Origin of the sequence: Moraxella sp. TY6 (assembly GCF_048551375.1) — a bacterium.
GTDB lineage: Bacteria > Pseudomonadota > Gammaproteobacteria > Pseudomonadales > Moraxellaceae > Faucicola.
On record NZ_JBLYZJ010000004.1, the window covers coordinates 37,319 to 58,218 of the forward strand.

Annotated in this window: 9 protein-coding genes; 6 read left to right on the plus strand and 3 right to left on the minus strand. The window is 43.4% G+C overall.

What is annotated here, in order from left to right:
• Positions 1 to 133: 133 nt before the first annotated feature.
• From ACK1U4_RS04065 to ACK1U4_RS04075, 3 genes are all read right to left on the minus strand, one after another.
• Positions 134 to 3,286, minus strand: coding sequence for an efflux RND transporter permease subunit (locus ACK1U4_RS04065; protein ID WP_419400385.1), 3,153 nt, complete (start codon positions 3,284 to 3,286; stop codon positions 134 to 136).
• Between the two features lie 29 nt (positions 3,287 to 3,315).
• Positions 3,316 to 7,206 (minus strand): N-6 DNA methylase, encoded by a 3,891-nt coding sequence (locus ACK1U4_RS04070; RefSeq protein WP_419400384.1) that lies wholly within the window; start codon positions 7,204 to 7,206, stop codon positions 3,316 to 3,318.
• A gap of 223 nt (positions 7,207 to 7,429) precedes the next feature.
• Entirely contained in the window at positions 7,430 to 8,782 is a 1,353-nt protein-coding gene (locus tag ACK1U4_RS04075; RefSeq protein WP_419400383.1) for an efflux RND transporter periplasmic adaptor subunit, read from the minus strand.
• Positions 8,783 to 9,204: 422 nt separating this feature from the next.
• Between ACK1U4_RS04075 and pilG the strand changes: the two genes are divergently transcribed.
• The 6 genes from pilG to ACK1U4_RS04105 all read left to right on the plus strand — a co-directional run bounded on the left by pilG (position 9,205) and on the right by ACK1U4_RS04105 (position 20,887).
• On the plus strand, positions 9,205 to 9,588 hold the full coding sequence (pilG, locus tag ACK1U4_RS04080) for a twitching motility response regulator PilG (protein WP_419400382.1): 384 nt from the start codon (positions 9,205 to 9,207) through the stop codon (positions 9,586 to 9,588).
• A gap of 110 nt (positions 9,589 to 9,698) precedes the next feature.
• Positions 9,699 to 10,061: a response regulator gene (locus ACK1U4_RS04085; protein WP_419400381.1), complete on the plus strand. Its 363-nt coding sequence runs from the start codon at positions 9,699 to 9,701 to the stop codon at positions 10,059 to 10,061.
• Positions 10,062 to 10,068: 7 nt separating this feature from the next.
• Positions 10,069 to 10,599, plus strand: a complete 531-nt coding sequence (locus ACK1U4_RS04090) for a chemotaxis protein CheW (protein ID WP_419400380.1) — start codon at positions 10,069 to 10,071, stop codon at positions 10,597 to 10,599.
• A 48-nt stretch (positions 10,600 to 10,647) separates the two neighbouring features.
• Entirely contained in the window at positions 10,648 to 12,753 is a 2,106-nt protein-coding gene (locus ACK1U4_RS04095; RefSeq protein WP_419400379.1) for a methyl-accepting chemotaxis protein, read from the plus strand.
• A 144-nt stretch (positions 12,754 to 12,897) separates the two neighbouring features.
• The gene (locus ACK1U4_RS04100) at positions 12,898 to 13,842 is read left to right on the plus strand and encodes a CheR family methyltransferase (protein ID WP_419400378.1); all 945 of its coding nucleotides are present in this window, start codon (positions 12,898 to 12,900) and stop codon (positions 13,840 to 13,842) included.
• Between the two features lie 160 nt (positions 13,843 to 14,002).
• On the plus strand, positions 14,003 to 20,887 hold the full coding sequence (locus tag ACK1U4_RS04105) for an Hpt domain-containing protein (protein WP_419400377.1): 6,885 nt from the start codon (positions 14,003 to 14,005) through the stop codon (positions 20,885 to 20,887).
• Positions 20,888 to 20,900 lie beyond the last annotated feature (13 nt).

The following is a 20,900-nucleotide window of genomic DNA, read 5'->3' on the forward strand; positions in this document are numbered from 1 at the left end:
AACGTTGTTTAAATCAAATTAAATCAAACAGGAATCTGAATCAATTCATCCTTGCTTGTCTGATAGTGGCATTGTAACGACCAACTGATTCTTAAGTTTTTTTAGCCTGTTGATAATTGTAATAAATTATTTCTTAAACCACTTTTTTGGCAAACAATCCAAACACGAGACGTTTCATGTCATCCAAATAGGTATAAATCACAGGTACGACAATGAGTGTCAGTAAAGTTGAGGTAATCACCCCACCGATGATGGCATGAGCCATGGGGGCTTGTTGCTCTGCTCCCTCGCCAATGCCAAGTGCCAACGGTATCATACCCATCACCATCGCTGCTGTGGTCATCAAAATCGGACGTAAGCGAGTTTGCCCTGCTAACATGATAGCGTCATGCCGTGACAGCCCTTTGTGTAGCGATTCTTTGATAAAGTCAATCAGCAAAATGGCGTTTTTACACACCAACCCCATCAGCATGATGATACCAATGATGGAAAACATATTCAGTGTTGAGCCAAATAAAAATAACGCAAAAAACACCCCAATCAGCGACAACGGCAAGGAAGCCATAATCGCCACAGGGTATAAAAAGCTGTTAAATTGTGAGCCAAGTAGCATATAAATAAAAATAATTGCCAAGCCCAATGCCGTCACCGCATAGCCGATGGATTCTGCCATGTCCTTGTTTGAGCCTTGTACCTCAAAGCTATAGCCTGCAGGTAAGTCTTTTTTCATGTCATTTTGAATTTTGGCAATATCTTCGCCAATGTCGCCCGCAGGTCGCCCTTCGGTGTTGGCTTGTACCATCACTTCACGGAATAGGTTTCGGCGATTGATTTGCGGCGCTCCCATGTCTTCGCTAAAACTTGCCACTTGCGATAATGGAATCAAAATCGGCTGACCGTTGGCATCGAGTTTATTGGATGGCAAATACATGGCTTGTAATTTGGCGATATTGGTGCGGTCTTGGTCAGCCAGTCGCACGTTGACATCAATGTTATTGCCTTGCTCATCCTTAAAGGTGGTGACATTATCCCCTGCCAACAGCGGACGCAATGCTTGCCCAATTTGTCCCAATGACAGCCCAGCGTCATTACTGGCTTGACGGTCGATATGTACTGCCACCATGGCTTTGGGTTGTTTTAGCGTGCTTTCGATATCCACCAAACCATTGACTTTGCTCAAGCGTTGCATAAAGTCATTGGAAATGCGTTGTAATTCTTTTAAATCATTGCCTTTAATCGAAATTAAAATCGGCTTTAGCCCACCACTCACCGCCACATCGGCAGTGGAAACTGAGGTGATTTGAATACCGCCAACCTTTTGCACCGCTTGACGCATGGCTTGGGTCAGTTCGTTTAGCCCTTTGCCACGTTGGTCTTTGGGCTTGAGGGTGACACCGATTTGCACACGGTTTTTGCCACTGTATGCCATGGTGTTAATGGTGGCGTAAGTATTCGTGACTTCGGCAAACTGCTGAATAATCGCATTGACTTGCGTGGCTTTCTGTTGGGTGTAATCAAGGCTTGCGTTGACAGGTGTTTCAAATTTGACATTAATATTACCCAAATCCGCTTGTGGTACAAACTCTTTACCGACAAGGCTCACGGCAAAAAATGCCAACACCAACGACCCCACCGCAATCAGCATGGTCAACCAACGCAAGCGTAATGCCCATGCCAAAATCTTGCCATATAGCCGAGTGAGTTTATCCAACAGTCGCTGAAACCCATCCAAAATCCACGCAATCGGACGGCGAGTGAATTGGACTTTTTCGCTCAATCTATCATGCTGATGCGAGGCTTCTGGGTCATACCAAATGGAAGACAACATGGGGTCAAGGGTGAAACTGACAAACATCGACAATAATACCGCCACCGATACGGTCACACCAAATTGATAAAAAAATCGCCCAATAATCCCACCCATAAAGGCAACAGGCAAAAATACCGCCACAATCACCAAGGTGGTTGCTAACACTGCCAAGCCGATTTCTTTTGTGCCATCAAGGGCGGATTGTCGATGGTGCTTACCCATCGCCACATGACGCACGATATTTTCACGCACCACGATGGCATCATCAATCAATAGCCCAATACACAATGCCAATGCTAACAAGGTCATCATGTTAATCGAAAAGCCCAGCGTCCATATTACTGCCAATGTACCAAGCAACGAAATCGGCAAAGTTAAACCTGTGATGATGGTCGAACGCCACGACCCCAAAAACAACCACACGATAAACACCGCCAAAATCGCCCCTTCAATCAAGGTGCGTACCACGTTATTGAGCGAGCCACGAATGCTTTTGGCACTGTCCGCCACCACGGTCATGGTCACGCCTGTGGGTAGGGTGGCTTTGATTTCTTCAAGGCGAGCTTTGGTATTATCCACCACATCAATGACATTGGCATCCGAGGTTTTGACAATATCCATGGCGATGGCAGGTTTGCCGTTTTGTAGGGCGATGGATTCAAGGGGAACTTGCCCATCAACCACTTGAGCCACCTGTGAGAGATATACAGGGACACTGCCTGTTGCTCCACGGTTTTGGGCAACGATAAGTTGGTTAAATTCATTGGGCGATTTTACCAAACCATTGATTTGTACCACCATTTCTTGATTTTGGTTATTCAGCGTGCCGACAGGTAGCTCGACATTTTCGCTACGCAAGGCGTTAATAATTTGATTGACTGACACACGATAAGCATTCATTTGCGTGGGGTTTAGCACAATGCGAATTTGGCGTTGTTGGTCGCCCAACATATCGACACGCCCCACGCCAGTCACGGTTTGTAATTGCTTGCTAACGGTATTGTCAAGGTAGGTCGATAGCTCACGCATCGACAAGCGGTCGGACTGAAAAGTCACCGATACCACAGGCGTATCAGCAGGATTGTATTGAGCGACCACAGGGTCTTGCACCTCATCTCGTAGGGTGGGTGTGACCATGGCGAGTTTATCTCGCACGTTTTGGGCGGCGACATCGGATGATACATTGAGGTCAAACTGAACGATGACTTGCGATAAACCTTGCTGTGAAATCGAGGTGACTTCTTTCACCCCAGCGATGGTATTGACTTGGTCTTCGATTTTTTTGGTAATATCGCTTTCGACCACTTCAGGCGAAGCCCCTGCATACACGGTACTGACCACCACAAAGGGGAAATCCACATCTGGAAATTCTTCGATTTGCATACGTTGGGTGGCAAGCAAGCCGACTACCATCAAGGCAAGCATCAGCATGGTCGCAAAGACAGGGTTGTTAATGCTAATTCGTGTCAGCCACATGAGGGGGGTTCTCTCTTAGGTCATAAAGTTTACAGGTATTTTTGTAAGATGGCTTGTTTGCGTTCAGCCGTTTGGTCGATGATGGCTTGGGCTTGGATGATTTTCGCCTCTAAAGCTTCAATCTGTTGTATGATTCGCTTTTGTTCATCTATAGATGGTAAGGGAATAGTTAGATTTTCATAATAACCAATAGGTACTCGTCTATGACCACTTGCTCCCGTCATATTTTTTTCAGCTTCTTTACGAATTTTTTCACGATTTAGAAAATAGAATAAAAATGCAGGGCTAGTTTGTTGGCTATTTACTCGAAAAACATGAAATTCAGAGCTACCAAGTCCAACGTGGTTTGTTAGACCAGTTGCTAATGCACATTTGCCGTTTTCCATACAGGGGGTAATTTTAGCAAGAATAATGTCGTTCTCAGCAAAGTATGTATAGCTACCTTTTAATTCCCCTAAGGGTTTGTCCACTTTATTTGCAATATAGCCATCATTACTGACGGAAGACATCTCGACAAAAGAAACTAATAATTCATTTGGTAGGTGACGAATTTCAGCCTTTGAAGGATTGGTAAGGCACAATGAGTTGAGTTTGGATAGTTGATAGCTTGGATTTGTTAAATTTTTGTTTGATTCTAGGTTATCAAAAATTTGGGCGATATTGTTACGATACGTTTCAATTGCGACTCGGCTATTTTTACAGTCGTCATCAATTTTTTGACATTCATCAATGATTTTTTGTTGGATGTCTAATGGCGGTAAGGGAATTTTGACTTCTCCGATAGAGTTGGATAAGTTTTTGATATTAGAACCATTACTTAATTGACGAATAATATTTCTCATATGTTCTTGGTTTAAGATATTATATAGATATTTAGGATTAATAGCCTTATTACTAACTCTTAAAATGCCCATGAATCCACCAGCATAATAGTTTGTATCATTGGCAATTAAACACAGTTTACCAAGATGTTTCTCACTACCACTTGAAAAACAAATGAAAATATCATTTGCCTTTAAGTTTTTATTGATGTCTATTTCTGTGTTTTCATTAAGATAAATCATCTTGGAGATATCAAGTCGACCATCTAATGAAATATTATCCGCAGGTAAAATAATATTTTTGGTAGGATAATTTACTTGTTCATCTTTAGCATAAGTCACACCACGAGTAATATTAATGATAGTATTCAAACGAACCAAATTAAATTTACTAACAATATCAACTTTCTTTTGCACCGAGGTGCGAATAGCCTTGTTAAAATTTACCAAACTAAAATCCAACATATCAGCCGTATTAACTTGATACGCATATTCTTTTAACGTATCGCTAATCTCAAATCCCACCTGCTCATACATCCCACGCACATAACTCGCCAACGTATTCTTGGCAAAACGGTCATTATCATCATACAACACCCCACCTGCCTTGATAATCTGAATCCCCTCCGCCCCCTTGCGGTTACTCCAATCATAACCCAAAAACACTTTTTGTTTGGCATTATCGCTAGGGGCATTGATGACAAGGGTAGTTTGGCGATAGGTCAAAAAGAAGAAATACAGCTTTTCTTGCTCCATTACCGCAAATTTATCCAAAAATTCGCTCAAGCGGATGGCATTTTTCTCATCATCTGTTAGTTTATCTGCCTGCGTTTTGCTAAAGCTGACCTTAGCAACAATCGCTGTACGGTGTAAGCTGACATACTCATTATCAATGGCTTGTAACTCGTCCCAAGACACTTGCTTTAGACGTAGCTTATCGTACAACGCCATCGGTACGGCAATTTGTCGTAAATACGCCTCATACACCGCATTATCTTGCCAGTGTGTCAAATCTGCTTGGCTAAAAATCGCTTCGCTACAATCTTTGGCAAAACTGCAATATGCCTCATACACCGCATTATCTTGCCAGTGTGTCAAATCCGCTTGGCTAAAAATCGCTTCGCTACAATCTTTGGCAAAACTGCTGGCTTTTGGTGGATAATTCATTTTTTCTAAAAATAACACCACCGTGTTTGTGCCTGTCGCTCCGAATGTCTTACTACCAAGGGTCACAATCGCACGAATCAAAAACTCAGATAATATCAGTGAGCGAACGGCGGTATAGCTATTGCTTTCATTACTCAAAATACTGGAGGGTAAAATCACCGCCCCAATACCGCCAGACTTGAGCAACTGGGCGATACGCTCACAAAATAACACTTCAATTTCACCGCCATTATTGCTGATAAAATTGAGTAAATTAAGATGGTTGTCTTTGAGTTTTAGGTGAGATTTGAAAGCCGATACCGAGTAGGGGGGATTGGCGACTAAGATATCAAATTGTTCATTTTTGATACGTTCGTGGTTGTCTAAGCCATCACCAAACACGATATTGCTATCACCCGCCCCATTCATAAACATGGATACTTGCGATACCCGAGCAAGGCGATAATCTTTTTCAACCCCAAAAATATGGTCTCTCACCCAGTCGTTATTAGCAGGTTTTTTGACCGCATTAATGGCTTCGACTGCCTCTGTCAAAAAGTGTCCAGAGCCACAGGCATAATCAATCACTTTTGGAAAGTCATCTTGTTCAGCTAGTCGCTGTTGTAAGGGTAAACAATCCCAAATAAAACGAGTAATCGGACTGGGGGTAAAAAATTGACCTTCGTTTTGCTTGAAGCCTTTATTAAGTAGTTGCTCAAATAAATCACCCAAAAATTGATGTTTGGCTGGGTAGATAATGCGGTATTTTTCAAACAACTGCACCATCTCCACCAAGATTTTGCCATTTTGTAAAAATAGCTCTTTGTTGTGAACATCTTTGAACGCAAAATCATTGTTGGTATAGAACTTGAGTTGGCGAATGGTATCTTCAAGCTCATTGATGGCGTGTTTGCGGTCACCGCCTTGATAGCGTGAAAAAATATCTTGAGCATAGCCATTTGGCACATAAAAAATTTCTTCTTTCATAAATTTTTCCATGCCGTCTTTATAAAGCTGTTGCAAACGGTCTTGCAAGCTTTCATAGGTGTCTTGCCCCACCTTGTATTGAAATTTGACTTCATCATGCTCATCGGTGTTTTTTTCGTCCACCAATTTACAAATAAATAACGCAATCAATCGGTTAAAGGCATTTTCTTTATCGGATACCGCATTGTGGCGTAAAATTTCTTCAAATTGGTTGATGATTCGGTCATCGGGGGCGAAGTCTTTGAGGGCTTTTTTGCGTAATGGCGGTATGCCAATGTGGTAGGCGGTGCTATCTTCACCAAACAATAAATTGTCATGTAGATGAGAACCATAGGTTTCTTGCCAAATTTGGTGCAAGTTTTGTTTGGTGTGAGCGTCACGATATAGCCGAACGCTGGTATCTGTCTTGGCAACTTCAATTAAGTTATTATCGTCAAGGCAGTGGATGATGTCATTTTTATAGCTGATTTTATCGTCAATAATATCAGAGGCATATAAGGCAATCCATTTGGTACTACGGTCTTGTTGCCAGTAGCTAAACAGTTGACCGCCATCCTCATGCAAAATTTTTACTGCATAGGTATATTCTTTGCCATAAGTCTTGCACTCAATGATGAATAGCATTTGCGTTTTGGCATCATCGGCAAATACGCAGATATCGGCTCGCCCACTTTTTTGGGAATGCCCCAGTGACCACAGTTTTTCGAGTTCGATATGTTTGGGTTGATAGCCCTTTTCTAGTAGTCGGTGGACACATTCAAAGACGACAAAGTTTTCATTGCTCGAAAAATTACATGTTTGTCGACCATTAACTACCATACCGAGGTTTTCAGGATAGATAAGTAGCTGTTTATCAAAATCCACTTGGAGTTGGGCGTGATTAGAAAAAGTTTTCGTCCACTTTTTACCATTTTGTTGAAAATCTAATAGTGTTAATACATTGATAAAATTTTGTTGTGTAATCATATATTCCTCAATTGACTTAAAACTTTTCTAACTCTAAAACTTGCTACTAAGTAGCTGAATAAATTTAAATTATAACCTAATTTTCCGTGGGTTACGCTTCGCTAACCCACCCTACGATATTGAATGTTATAAGATGATTTTGTTTCGGTACTTATAGCACTTTCCCAACTCACTTGTTCAAGCAAGATGCTAATCTATGCTACCTAAACACTAAAAAATAGGTTTATTTCAACACCACTTTTTTATTGGCATCTTGTTCATTTAAATTGGTCACGACTACCACTGTCCCTTGCTCAATGCCAGTCAATAAATATTGGCTCGAATCATCATAACGATGTACCACTTGCACAGGCATTTGGCGTAAACGATGGTCTGCCCCAATTACCCATACTTTGGCTGAGGGTAAGGTTTGTGACGCATCCATTTGGCGACTTGGTGCATCAATTTTTGGGCTGGCAGGATTGGTGGCTGTGATACTACTGGCAGGCGAGGTGGTGCTGTCTAACGTCACCGCAGACATCGGCACAAGCACGCCGACTTGGATTTGCCCATAATTTAGCTGACCTGTGGCAAACATACCAGATTTGAGTTGGCTGTTGTTTTGGTTGGGGGTGACATCGACATACATGGCTAATTGACGAGTGACAGGGTCAACTTGGGGGGCGATTCGGCTGATTTGTCCGACAAACTGGGTCGGATTATTGCCCACGGTAAAGGGGACGGATTGTCCCACTCGGAGCTGGGTTTGGGCTTCGCTTGGTACATTGGCGACAAACTGCAAGCTATTGGGGTCAACAATTTCCATTAATGGTTGATTGGGATTGACCATTTGACCGACTTCGACACTGCGAGCATTGACAATGCCTGTACTGGGGGCGGTAATGGTGGTGTCGCCAAACATTTTTTTGGCGATATTGACTTGGGCTTGTTTGGCTTTGATGGCTTCCTGTTGGGCAGTGGCTTCCGCAACACTGCGTTCATATTCAATTTGCGATACAAAACCTTGGTCGAGTAAGATTTTGTTTTTCGAGGCGAGTTTTTTGCTAATCACCGCTTGGGCTTGGGTGGAGGCAAGGTCGGCTTGGGCTTGAGCCAGTTGGTTTTGGCTGTCTTGAATGTCCAACAGTACCAAAGGCTGTCCTTTGGTCACACGCTCGCCGATTTTGACCAATACTTGCTTGACTTGAGCATTGACCGTGGCTTGCACGGTGGTTTGGTTGACCACTTGTAATGTGCCTGTGACAGGGACTTTGGGCTGATAGCGTTCGGCTTTGGCAGTCATCACATCACTGGCAAGTAGCTGAATTTCATCATTGGCAAGCGGTGCGGTGGCACTGGCAGAGGCGGATTGGCTTGATTTGGCGGTATTGGAAGCATTCGAATTTGAGGCATTATCAGGTTTTTGTTGGCAAGCGGTCAACCAAAGTATTGAACCAATGGCACAAATCAACAGTCGCATGGGGCGTAATGAAGGGGTTGCTTTGTTGGTTAACATCGCACATGGCGAAGTGGTATCGGCACAAAAATCCATATCAGAAGTCCTGTCATTGGCTGTCGAGTATAGCGTCAGTTTCAATAGAGTCGTTTAAATTTTAAAATAAGACAGTTTAGTAGGGGCGTAATGTCTACGCCAAAAATCGCAACGTATCATTATCTGGTTTAATTCAACATAAATAATGCTTATGATACCTTTTATTCTATCAAAGCACAAAATAGTTCTGATAAAGGTTCTTTAGTCACCAAAAATGTGCTAATATTTTTTTAGCTGTAAATAAAACCCTTGTTTATCAAAAAAGCCACACAACACTCAGATTGGGTAAAAATTTAAGTGGTTGTTTGTCGCCTAATACTCATAGTTCATAATGTCAGTATTGACCGCATGCCTTACTTTAGGTATGCTAACAATTGTGCAATACAGTTTACGTTGATAAACATAACCTAACAATAGCCAATAGCTTTTAACAAAAAAGTTTTAACAAAAAAAATTAGGATACATATATGGATGCCAATTTTGACGGTCTAAAAGTCATGATTATTGATGACTCAAAAACCATTCGCCGTACTGCAGAAACCTTGCTCGAAAAAGCAGGTTGCCAAGTGATTACTGCTGTCGATGGCTTTGATGCCCTTGCTAAAATTGCAGATTCTAACCCTGATTTGATTTTCGTTGACATTATGATGCCACGTCTAGATGGCTACCAAACTTGTGCCTTAATCAAAAACAATGCCGATTTCGCCAATAAACCAGTCATCATGCTATCCTCAAAAGACGGTCTATTTGATAAAGCTCGTGGACGTATTGTAGGTTCTGATGAGTATCTTACCAAGCCTTTTAGTAAAGAAGAATTGTTTGATGCGATTAATCGCTATCGTCCTAACTAAATAAGCTAAGTTTAGGTCAGCTAAAGTTAGGCTGGGTTAAATTCAGCCCATCTAAACCAAGCGAGCCTTAGCGACACAAATCGTTCAAACAACAATTAAGGGATAAAATTATGGCAAGAATTTTAGTCGTTGATGACTCGCCCTCAGAAATGGCGAAGTTCCGTGACATATTAACTCGTAACCAACACGAAATCATTGAAGCACACACAGGTGAAGAAGGTATTGAAAAAGCCATTCAACTTCTACCTGATGTGATTTTGATGGATGTGGTGATGCCTGAAATGAATGGCTTTCAAGCCACACGTAAAATTACCCGTGATCCCGCCACTAGCCACATTCCTGTGGTGATTATTAGTACCAAAAATCAAGAAACCGACCGAGTATGGGGCAAACGTCAAGGGGCAAAAGACTACCTAACCAAGCCTGTTACCGAAGATGAGCTGATCCAAGTTATCCATTCAGTGATGGAGTAATACACCTGTGGCCTCTAATGGATTTATCGAACTCTTACGCCTATCTGATAGAGCCATCAAACGCCAAAAAGGTCAGCATATCTCAGGTAAAATGCAATGGCTGGGCGTGGCGTTTATTGTTAATGGGCAACAACTCGTAGCCCCATTGGGTGATATTGCCGAGGTGTTAGCTGTACCTGAGATTACCCCTGTACCCCTTGCCAAACCGTGGCTGATGGGGATTGCCAACGTGCGTGGACGCTTGTTACCGATTACCGATTTAGGGCGATTTATTGGGGTATCGCAAGCCAAGACGCACAGTTTAGAGCATAAATTATTAGTCATTGACCAGCCCAAGGTGTTTAGTGGGCTATTGGTCGATGAGGTATTAGGCATTCAGACGTTCAATGAACGCCACTATGAAGCAGTGGCAATGCCCGAGGATTCGCCATTTTCTGCTTATACGCATGGACGTTTTCGGCACAATAACCAAGAATGGTATATTTTTATGCCAAGTCTTTTGGCGGAAGACCCCCATTATTTAGAAGCGGCACTATAAACAATAACCAATTTAATCCGTAATTTATAAGTAGAGGAATGATCGTCCATGGATACCAAAACTACGAGTATCAACACCAGTACGAATTCTCCTGTGATTATTTCATCAGAAAAAAATACCCTTGATCAAGCCAATCGTGAATCCAAAAAGTGGATGAATTGGGCGATTTTGAGTGCCGTCATTGCATTAAGTGCGTTTATTTTCTTAGTTTATCATTTGTTAAATCAAGCCCCCATTACAGGGACTAGCAGTAATATTGGTGCATTAACCCAAGGGATTAGCCAAGATTTGAATAAATCATTGGCAGGCAAAGATAAAGCCAGTATTGAGCAAGGGCTGACAAGCCTACAAAGCAATGCGACTGCCATTGATGATGCCATCAAAGATGCCAGTGTCGCTAGCCAAGCCCCAGAATTGGTATCAGGCTGGGCGGAAAACAAACAAAAAATCGACTTTATCCTAAAAAACAAACAACAATTGGTGGAAGTCGGTACATCATTGAATGACTTAGATACCAATTTGGATACCATTCAACGCCAATATCGCCAGTTAGCCGAAAAGATGCTGGTCAATCGTGCCAGTGTTAATCAAGTTGCCATTGCCAATAACCAAGTTTGGCTCAGTGAAAAAATTAGCCACACTATCACCCAATTAAAAGCAGGGCAAGCCACTGACCTAAAACAACTGGTGCAAGATGCCCAATTGATGGGTGCGACCTTAGATGCCGAGCAGACAGGCACGCAGGCGATTGAACGAGTGAGTAATGGGGCGTTATTACAAGACTTGAGTGAAATCAAGAAAACCTATGATACCAGTATCAAGCCAACGGTCGATAAACTCAGTCAAGCCAGTGATTTGAATAGCCAAATTCGCCAACAAGCGACTGCGGTCGATAATTTTGCCAAACAGCATTCAAACGTTGTGGCGACTGCCCAAGCCAGTGGTCAAAATAATTTATTGTATGTGTGGTTACCTGCGGTAGCGATTTTGTTGGGCTTTTTATTCGCCATTTACTTCTTGAATCGTCAGCTCAAAGCCAGAACCGAAGCCGAACGCAAATTGGGTGAGCGTGAAACCCAACGCCAACGCCACGAGATGGAGCTTGAATCTGACCGTGCCAAAAAGATTCAAGAAGAAAATGAACGTAACCAGATGGCGATTTTGCGATTGCTCGATGAGTTGGGTGACTTGGCAGAGGGTGACTTGACCGTCAATGCTACTGTATCAGAAGACTTTACAGGGGCGATTGCCGACTCAGTGAACTTTGCGATTGACCAATTACGTCAGTTAGTATCGGCAATTAACGTCACCGCAGAGCGAGTCGCTCGTGCATCTGACCAAACACAGGCGACTGCAGTTGAGCTTGCGGAGGCTTCTGAAAGCCAAGCCCAAGAGATTGCTGGGGCTTCGGCTGCGATTAATGAGATGGCAGTGTCGATTGACCAAGTATCATCAAATGCGTCTGAATCAGCCTCGGTTGCTGACCGTTCGGTAGCCATTGCCTATAACGGGGCAACGGTGGTACAGCGTACCATTGACGGTATGAATACCATTCGTGACCAGATTCAAGAAACCTCAAAACGTATCAAACGTTTGGGTGAGTCATCACAAGAAATTGGTGATATCGTTGGATTGATTAATGACATTGCTGACCAAACCAACATTCTAGCACTAAACGCTGCCATTCAAGCATCGATGGCAGGGGAAGCAGGTCGTGGTTTTGCGGTGGTTGCGGACGAGGTACAACGCCTTGCAGAACGTTCAGCCACAGCGACCAAACAGATTGAAACACTGGTTAAGACCATTCAGGCGGATACCAACGAAGCGGTTATGTCGATGGAATCTACCACCGCTGAGGTTGTGCGTGGTGCAAAACTTGCCAAAGACGCAGGTGAGGCACTCGAAGAAGTACAATCAGTATCAAATAACCTTGCAGAGCTGATTCAGAGCATCTCGAATGCTGCTCGTCAACAGGCAGCTTCCGCAGGTCATATCTCGAATACCATGAACATTATTCAAGATATTACCTCACAGACGACCTCTGGTACATTGGCAGCTGCTCGTTCGATTGGACAGCTCAATGAGATGGCGGCAGCGTTACAAGAGTCGGTATCTGGCTTTAAGTTACCTGATGAAGCCTTCCATCATGCCTAATATGTTGACCAATGTTTTGGGGTCTGTTCAAAATTTTAGGATTTGCTTCAAAGATACAAGCATGATAATCAAGGGTGGTTTAACCACCCTTCGTTTTATCTGTTTTTGTGGCTTGTTTGGCTGTGTAAAGCGTTGAGATTATTTATGAAAAAATATTCGCTGACGGCTAACGAACTTAGCTTGTGGCTCAAATATATCGAACACCAAGTGGGGTTTATTTTACCCAGTCAGCAAGTGAGTTGGGTGAAAGGGATTATTGAGCGTTATTTATTGGCACAGCAAGTAACCAGTACCGAGTTTTTACAGCAAATTACCAATGACAATCAGCTTTACCATCAACTATTTGATGATATCTTAATTCCACATACGCAATTTTTTCGGCATTTGCCCACCTTTGACTTTGTTGAACATTATGTTGCCAATTGGCGAGAGCAATATTGGGGGCATGGGGCGTTGGCAAATGATGAACCGCCAAAGTCCAATTTACCGATTTCACCTGTTTTGACGGCTTGGAGTGTGGGTTGTGCCACAGGGCAGGAAGTGGTGTCAGTGGCGTTGAGCATTGCCAAGCAGTTGGGTGAGTCTGGACGCTTTAAGGTATATGGTTCAGATTTTAATCAGCAAGCATTGGCTTATGCTAGGCAAGGGCTATATGAGATTGCTGAGTCGGCTTATATCCCACAGCGATATCATGCGTGGCTCAAGTTTGTGACCCTTGGTAAGGTGCAGGTCGTTGATAGTGTGCGTGCTAAATTGCAGTTTTTTAGTAAAAATTTGGTGGATTATGAGCAAACCATGCCTGTGCTACCCAAGCAGTGCCAGTTAATCCTGTGTAATAATGTGTTAATTTATTTTCGACAATTTGAACAACGTGATGTGGTACAATTTTTGCTTGAATATTTGGCGGATGATGGGATTTTGTTGTTAGGGGTGGGGGAGTTACCGCAATTCAACCATCCTCAGTTGGTGAAATTACCGTTATCACACATCAATGGCTATCGCAAGGTCAATGCCCCAGCGTGGTTAAAGCAACGTTTAAAACAAGATATACAACAAAATATACATAAGCCAATGAGCTTTCGTGACTAACAAACAAAATATGGCTGAATGCTACACAAGTTAAGCATTGAATGTTATGATAGGTGGGTGTTGAGGCAAGGGCAATGCGTCAATCAGCTTAAAAAAATAGCACCAAATCACAGAATAATTTTCACAATAATATGAGCCGTTAGATTACTAGGAACAGGGTATGAGTAAACAACGCACCTTAATCGCTTTAGATTGGTTGATGCCAGTGTTGCAAGACGTGTTTGATGAACTAAACCGTTTGTTGCAACACGATGAAAAACCAATGCCTTGGGCTGAGATAGGGCAAGCGTTGCACCAAATTACAGGGGCATTAAAGCTTAGTAATCAAGCGTTGCTTGCGAAGTTTTCGGACATCTTAGAGCAGGTGGTGTTAGGGCTTGAACAGCAATCGCTGACAGGGCTTGAGCTGTTTGAACTAAAACAAGCGGTGTTGCTGTTACAGCATGAAATTACCCAGTTGCAAAGCAAACAACAATTGCATGATACATGGTTGGTTGACCGTATCAATTATTTTGGGGCGATGGTCGGTGAGCCACCTTATGTATTGGCGACAGCGACTGACCATTCAGCCAATCAGGGTGTCGATGGGGCTATCACTCCCACATTGCCTTTGTTACCCAATATTCCCATTCCTTTGGTGACACAACCTTCCGCTGTGGCTTATCTGAGTAAACTGTTGATTTTATGGCGTTATTCCACGCTTGAGCTATTAAAGCAAGACCAAAACAACCCTGATATGCTCGCACACCTTGCGAAGGTGGCGAAATACCTTGCCAGTTCCCCCCTAAATAGTGCGATGCGTCAAATTTGGCATTTGGTTAGTTTATGGCTAGATAGCTTGGCTCGCAATGAAAAACCCACGCCCAGTCAGTATGTGATGCTATTGGAGCATTTAGAACGATTGTTGATGGATGACACCTATGATGAGCCTGATTTGGCGACAGGTCGTTTGGCAATGGATATTTTGTTAAATCTTAGCCAATTGACTCATCAAACGGACGATACCAAAAACCTGCTCAATGATTTGGATTTTATCAAAAATGCCAATGACGATACTTTGTTTAGCCAATTGTTAGCCAAACTTGAACGTGCAATTTATCAAATACAACAGCCTGCGGTGATTTTGCCTGTTTTAGAAAGCATCAAAGCGACATTGGCAAGCCGTGGCTGGGCGTTTTATCAGCAACAATTGGAGCAAGTGATTGCTGATACACAGTTTATGCTGGCTGATGACATGATGGCAAGTAGCCTTGCTTGGCAAGTGGAGCGTCAATTACAAGATTTGTATAGCCAATTGCTCGAAACCTTGTCGACTTTGGAATCCCAGATTGGGATTGCCCATTTTGCGTATGCGGTGAACCCTGAGCAAGAGGCGGTGAGAACCACCCGTGTGCATCTAGAAAATATTAAATTAGCCTATAATAACTATAGTCAAAGCCATGACCATCAAGCCTTGCAAGTCAATGATGATATGGTGGCGATTATTCAAGTATTTGGGTTGTTAGGATTGACACGCCCACAAGAATTGATGGAGCAGTTACGCCTATTATTTAACCGTATTCACAAAAATAAAATTGATGTATTGTCTTGGGAAGCCAATGATTTAATTGCCGAAATGATTGCTCAACTTGAGCTATTTTTGGATTACCTATCCCATCAAAGTGTCAGTGATGAGTTACTTGATGTGACGCAGTCACAGCTTAACCGTGCTAATTTACTGCTAAAACGCTTGATTGACACGCCACTGGATAAAACACAATTACCTTCTCGCCATAAAACTTTCCCAGCCAAAACCGTGGTGTATGATGACAATGGGGAAGTGGTGCTTGAGTCTGTGGCAGAATCACAAGCGGTGACAGAGTCACCAGAAGCAACAGAAAATACCGATGAAATCACGGCTGTTGACGTGGTAGACGTGGCGGGTATGGATGACATTGAAGCGAAAGCTGATGTTGAAGCCAATCGTGACGTGATTGCCACGGATGCTGATACCCCACACACCTTGACACCTAAGCCAGCCATCTTGTCAGAAGCCTACCTCACGGCTCGCCAGTTATTAAAACCTGATGACTATAGCATGGACGATGAGATACGAGAAATCTTTATCGAAGAAGCCGAAGAAGTGTTGGGTGAGATGGATGACAATTTACCCACATGGCAACAAGACCCACAAGACCTCGCTTCGCTTAAAGAAATTCGCCGTAACTTCCATACCCTAAAAGGTTCTGGCAGAATGGTGGGGGCATTCCAAGTCGGTGAAATGGCTTGGGCGGTTGAAAATATGCTAAACCGTGTGCTAGATGGCACATTGCCTATCACGGATGAGGTGGTTGGATTTATCAGTGAAACTCGACAAAATATTCCTACTTTGGTGGAAGATTTTGCTAATCAACGTGAGCCACGCCTTGACCCTGCAGTGACCATTCTTAAAGCCAATAATCTGCTACAAGGTCAGCCAATTAATACAGGGCTTCCAACCGTTGAAACTGTTGAAAATCGTATTGATAACGTCAGAGATGCCAAAACCAGTGATGCCGAAATCAGCGTTGCCGAAGCCAACATGACTGAAAGTAGCAACAAAGTAGACGAAAAAAAAGCAGATGCTGACGATGTTAACAAGGCAGATAGCACTGAGTTAGCTACTGCCAGTCAAGCTACGAGCATCGCAAAGACTAGCTTGCCAATGGGCCAAAGCATCGTGTTACCTGCGGTGGTGCAACAACAATATGACGAATTGACCGAAGTCACTGATTCGGTGATTGATCCAGATATTCAAGAAATTTATATCGAAGAAGCCCAAGAAGTCCTTGAAACCATCACGCCTTTATTTGACACATGGCAAGCCAATCCCAGTGATACTGATACCCTAAAAGAAATTCGCCGTGGTTTTCATACCCTAAAAGGCTCAGGTAGAATGGTGGGTGCGAACCAATTGGGCGAGCTTGCGTGGTCGATTGAAAGTATGCTCAATCGTGTGCTAGATAATACCATCACCGCCAATGAGGGCGTGGTGGCATTGGTTGGCGATGTGATTCATGCTTTTGGGGGATTGGTGGATATTTTTGCCCAAAACCGTACCGATTACCCAGATACCTTAAAAATTTGGTCAGCAATTGCCAATAGCTACACTAAAAAACATGGCGATAGCTTTGATTATCATGCCATCATGGGGGCGAGTGCTACCACGCAGGCTCAAGCCAGTTCAGCGTCAGCCAATCCTTTAGACAATGTGCCAAGCGTTCAAGCGTCTTCAGATGACAGCCTAGATACCGACAATGAGGAAATCAATGAGGTATTTTGGGAAGAATCGCAAGAATTGATTGCCAAAATTAACACCTTTATTGAATCGCATAACGATGAAGATACGGTAAATATTTCTGATGAACTGGTACGTTCATTTCATACCTTGCGAGGCGGTGCAGGGTTATCCGAGTTGCCACGTATCTATAAATTGAGTGGTGCGGTCGAAGAAAGTTTGGCAGAGTTATTGCGTAAAGAAGTCCCATTGACGCAAGAGCAAATGGCGGTATTGCAAGAAGCCACGCAAGATTTACAACAATATTTGGTGGATTATCAATCGCAACATTCGGTACGGCCTCAACATGACGATGATGAGCATATCCATGATATTACGCAACAATTGATGAGTAATGCCGAGCGTTATGCAAGCAATACCCATGCTACTGTCCAGTCTTTGCTAGAGCTAGGTATTGATGATTTATTAGATGCTGACCAGTATTTTGCGGATAAATTTGCCCAACAGAATGATGAAGTCGCTGAGTATGCCACATTGCTAGAAAGCCAAGCAGAAAAGCTTGCCAATGCCAGTGTGGGGGTCAGTTATTTGGTGATTCCTGAAACGTTGCAAATTGTGTATAACAAACTGATTCATTATCCACAGTTTGTCAAAGACCCACAGGTAGTTGAGCAATTGACCGCTTTACATCAACAGTTGATTAATATGTTTGATGCGATTGCGGCAGGGCTGAGTGTGGTGGTGGATGTCGATGGTATCAGCAAAATCAAGCAACTATTGGCAGATAAACAATACCATGCTGAGATGGATGCGATTGAGTATGAAGCGATTTATACGGATATCGAGTTGTTGGAAATTTTCTTGGATGAAACCCAGTCGGTTCGTCCTGAGATGCAAAAATACTTTAACCAATGGCAAAACAACCTTACCAATCTTGAGGGCGTCAGTGAGCTACGCCGTCATTATCACACCCTAAAAGGTGGGGCGAGCATGGTGGGTATTAATAGTATTGCCAGTATTGCCCAGCGTGGTGAATACTTATACGATAGGATTGCCACCGCACGTATTCCAAGTGATACCGACATTGCGTTGGTGATGCAAAAGACCCATGAAACCTTGTTGGCTCAGTTGCAACAGGTGACCCAAAATCAACGTTCGTTCTTTGCCCATGATTTGATTGCCCAGCTTGATGCGATTTTAGCAGGCAAGGTGGTGGCACGAGATATTATTCCTGCTGTGCCGTTGATTGTAGAAACCAGTCAAGAAGAGCTTGCCAATACCAATACAGAAGCCAGTGGTGGTGATGATTCGGTCACGCCTGTTTCTGATGCCATGTATGTGCAAGAGATTATCAATAACTTTGAAGAACGCCGACTCGATACATGGCATGGGCATGAGCCTGATGAGGATATTTTGGCGGTATTCTTGGAAGAAGCCAAAGAGCTGGTCGATAGCAGTAGCCAAAATTTGCAAGCTTTCCGTAATAATAACAGCGATGTGTCTGCGTTACAGGCGTTGCAACGTGAGCTTCATACCATCAAGGGTGGCGCAAGAATGGTCGGTGCAGAAGGCTTGGCAAACCTTGCTCACGAGATGGAAACCATTTATGAAGAGTTAGGCAGTCGCCGTAAGCCAGCCACACGGATGATTGGTAATCTATTGGCAACCTGTCACGACTGGTTGGCAAGCTCATTGTATGTCCTTGAAAATAAATACAATCCACAAACACCAACCCCATTAATTCGTGCGTTACAAGATTTTTCACATAATCCTGATAGCCTAAAAGAAATTCCAACCGCTTCGCTTGCCAATCAGATTGAGCAGATTGATATTTATAAAAGCAGTTTGAATGAAGAAAGCGTGGATAAAAAAGTACGTGATTTGACACAGATTCCTTCCATGCGTGGCAACTTTGAACACGAACAAGACCAAGGTAATGCCAATGCTGAGATGCTACGGATTTCCGCAGGTTTGATGGAACGCATGATTAACTTATCAGGTGAGTCAGCGATTAACCGAGCTCGAATTGAAATGGGGATGACCAGTCTGACCCATAACCTTGAGGAAATGGGTGGCACGACCCAACGTTTGGTAGACCAACTTCGCCGTATGGAAACGGAGCTTGAGATTCAGATTCTCGCCCAAATCGGTGATGAAATTGATACAGAATTTGACCCATTAGAAATGGACCAATATTCTGCCCTAAACCAATTATCTAAGTCATTATCCGAGTCTGCCTCGGACTTGGTGGATATCAAAACCACCATGCTTGATACCACTCGTGATACAGAAAATTTATTATTGCAACTCTCTCGTACCCAAGCCGAATTACAAGATGGCTTAATGAATTCACAAACCGTTCCGTTTTCTCGAATTACCCCACGGTTACAACGTATCGCTCGTCAAACAGCGACCGAGTTGGGTAAATCGGTGGAATTGCGTATCTTAAATGATGACGGCGAGCTTGACCGTAATATCTTAGAACGTATCACCTCACCGCTTGAGCATATGCTACGCAATGCGGTTGACCACGGTGTTGAAAAAACCCAAGAACGTATCGAAGCAGGTAAATCCAGAACAGGTTTGATTACCCTTGAGGTAGTGCGTGAAGGGGGTGAAATTGTTATTCACTTGACGGATGATGGTAAAGGTATCAATGTTGAAGCGGTACGTAAAAAAGCCATCGAACAAGGTCTGATTTCTGCCAATGATACCTCACTAAAACCTGTGGATATCATGCAATTTATCTTCAATGCAGGCTTATCGACTGCCAAAGCCGTGTCGCAAATCTCAGGGCGAGGCGTGGGCATGGACGTGGTACAAAGTGAGGTCAAACAGCTGGGTGGTGTGGTGTTGGTCGACTCCGAAGCAGGCAAAGGCTCTCGCTTTACCATGCGTTTGCCCTTAACCGTGGCGGTATCTGATGCGTTATTGGTCAAAGCAGGCGATAAACATTTTGCCGTGCCACTGGTGCAGATTGAACGTGTGGTGCGTATCAATGCTGAAACGATTTACCAATTCCATAGTCTGCAAGCCACAACACTAGATATTGATGGTGAAGAGTATCGTTTACGTTACCTCAACCAAATCTTATTTGGTAGTGACCCATTAGAGGCCGTACGTCAACATGCGGTGAGTGTACCGATTATCATCATTCGTACCGAAACAGGGCAAAGAATGGCATTGCAAGTGGATGCCCTTGAAGGCTCACGAACAGAAGTGGTGGTCAAGCCATTGGGCAGACAGCTATCACACGTGGCAGGGATTTCATCAGCGACCATTATGGGGGATGGTTCGGTGATGCTGATTTTAGACCTAATCGCTTTGATGCGTAATGCTTCAGTCATCCAACGTTCCGAACACAAAAAAGCCACCCCAGTCCGCAAATCCACCCGTAAGCCTATTGTGTTGATTATTGATGACTCGGTTACGGTACGTAAGGTAACCTCTCGCTTACTTGAGCGTAATGGCTATGAAACTCAAATTGCGACCGATGGTGTCGATGCCCTAGAAAAACTACAACAATTAACCCCAGATATCATGTTGTTAGATATCGAGATGCCTCGTATGGACGGATTTGAGGTGGCGAATCAAGTACGACATAATCCTCGTCTCAAAGACGTACCCATTATTATGATTACCTCACGGACAGGCGAAAAACACCGTGAACGTGCTTTGGCAATTGGGGTCAATCAATACCTTGGTAAACCATTCCAAGAAAAAATCCTATTGGATACTATGGCAGAACTGCTACCTGACAGTCACCCAACCAATGAAGCCCAATCATAAGCTAAGGTGATGG

What these genes read in the sequence shown, in the direction of transcription:
- ACK1U4_RS04100 (WP_419400378.1), top strand. Translation starts at nt 12,898, where the DNA reads ATGAAAAAATATTCGCTGACGGCTAACGAACTTAGCTTGTGGCTCAAA.
- ACK1U4_RS04095 (WP_419400379.1), top strand. Translation starts at nt 10,648, where the DNA reads ATGGATACCAAAACTACGAGTATCAACACCAGTACGAATTCTCCTGTG.
- ACK1U4_RS04065 (WP_419400385.1), bottom strand. Translation starts at nt 3,286, where the DNA reads ATGTGGCTGACACGAATTAGCATTAACAACCCTGTCTTTGCGACCATG.
- pilG (WP_419400382.1), top strand. Translation starts at nt 9,205, where the DNA reads ATGGATGCCAATTTTGACGGTCTAAAAGTCATGATTATTGATGACTCA.
- ACK1U4_RS04105 (WP_419400377.1), top strand. Translation starts at nt 14,003, where the DNA reads ATGAGTAAACAACGCACCTTAATCGCTTTAGATTGGTTGATGCCAGTG.
- ACK1U4_RS04085 (WP_419400381.1), top strand. Translation starts at nt 9,699, where the DNA reads ATGGCAAGAATTTTAGTCGTTGATGACTCGCCCTCAGAAATGGCGAAG.
- ACK1U4_RS04070 (WP_419400384.1), bottom strand. Translation starts at nt 7,206, where the DNA reads ATGATTACACAACAAAATTTTATCAATGTATTAACACTATTAGATTTT.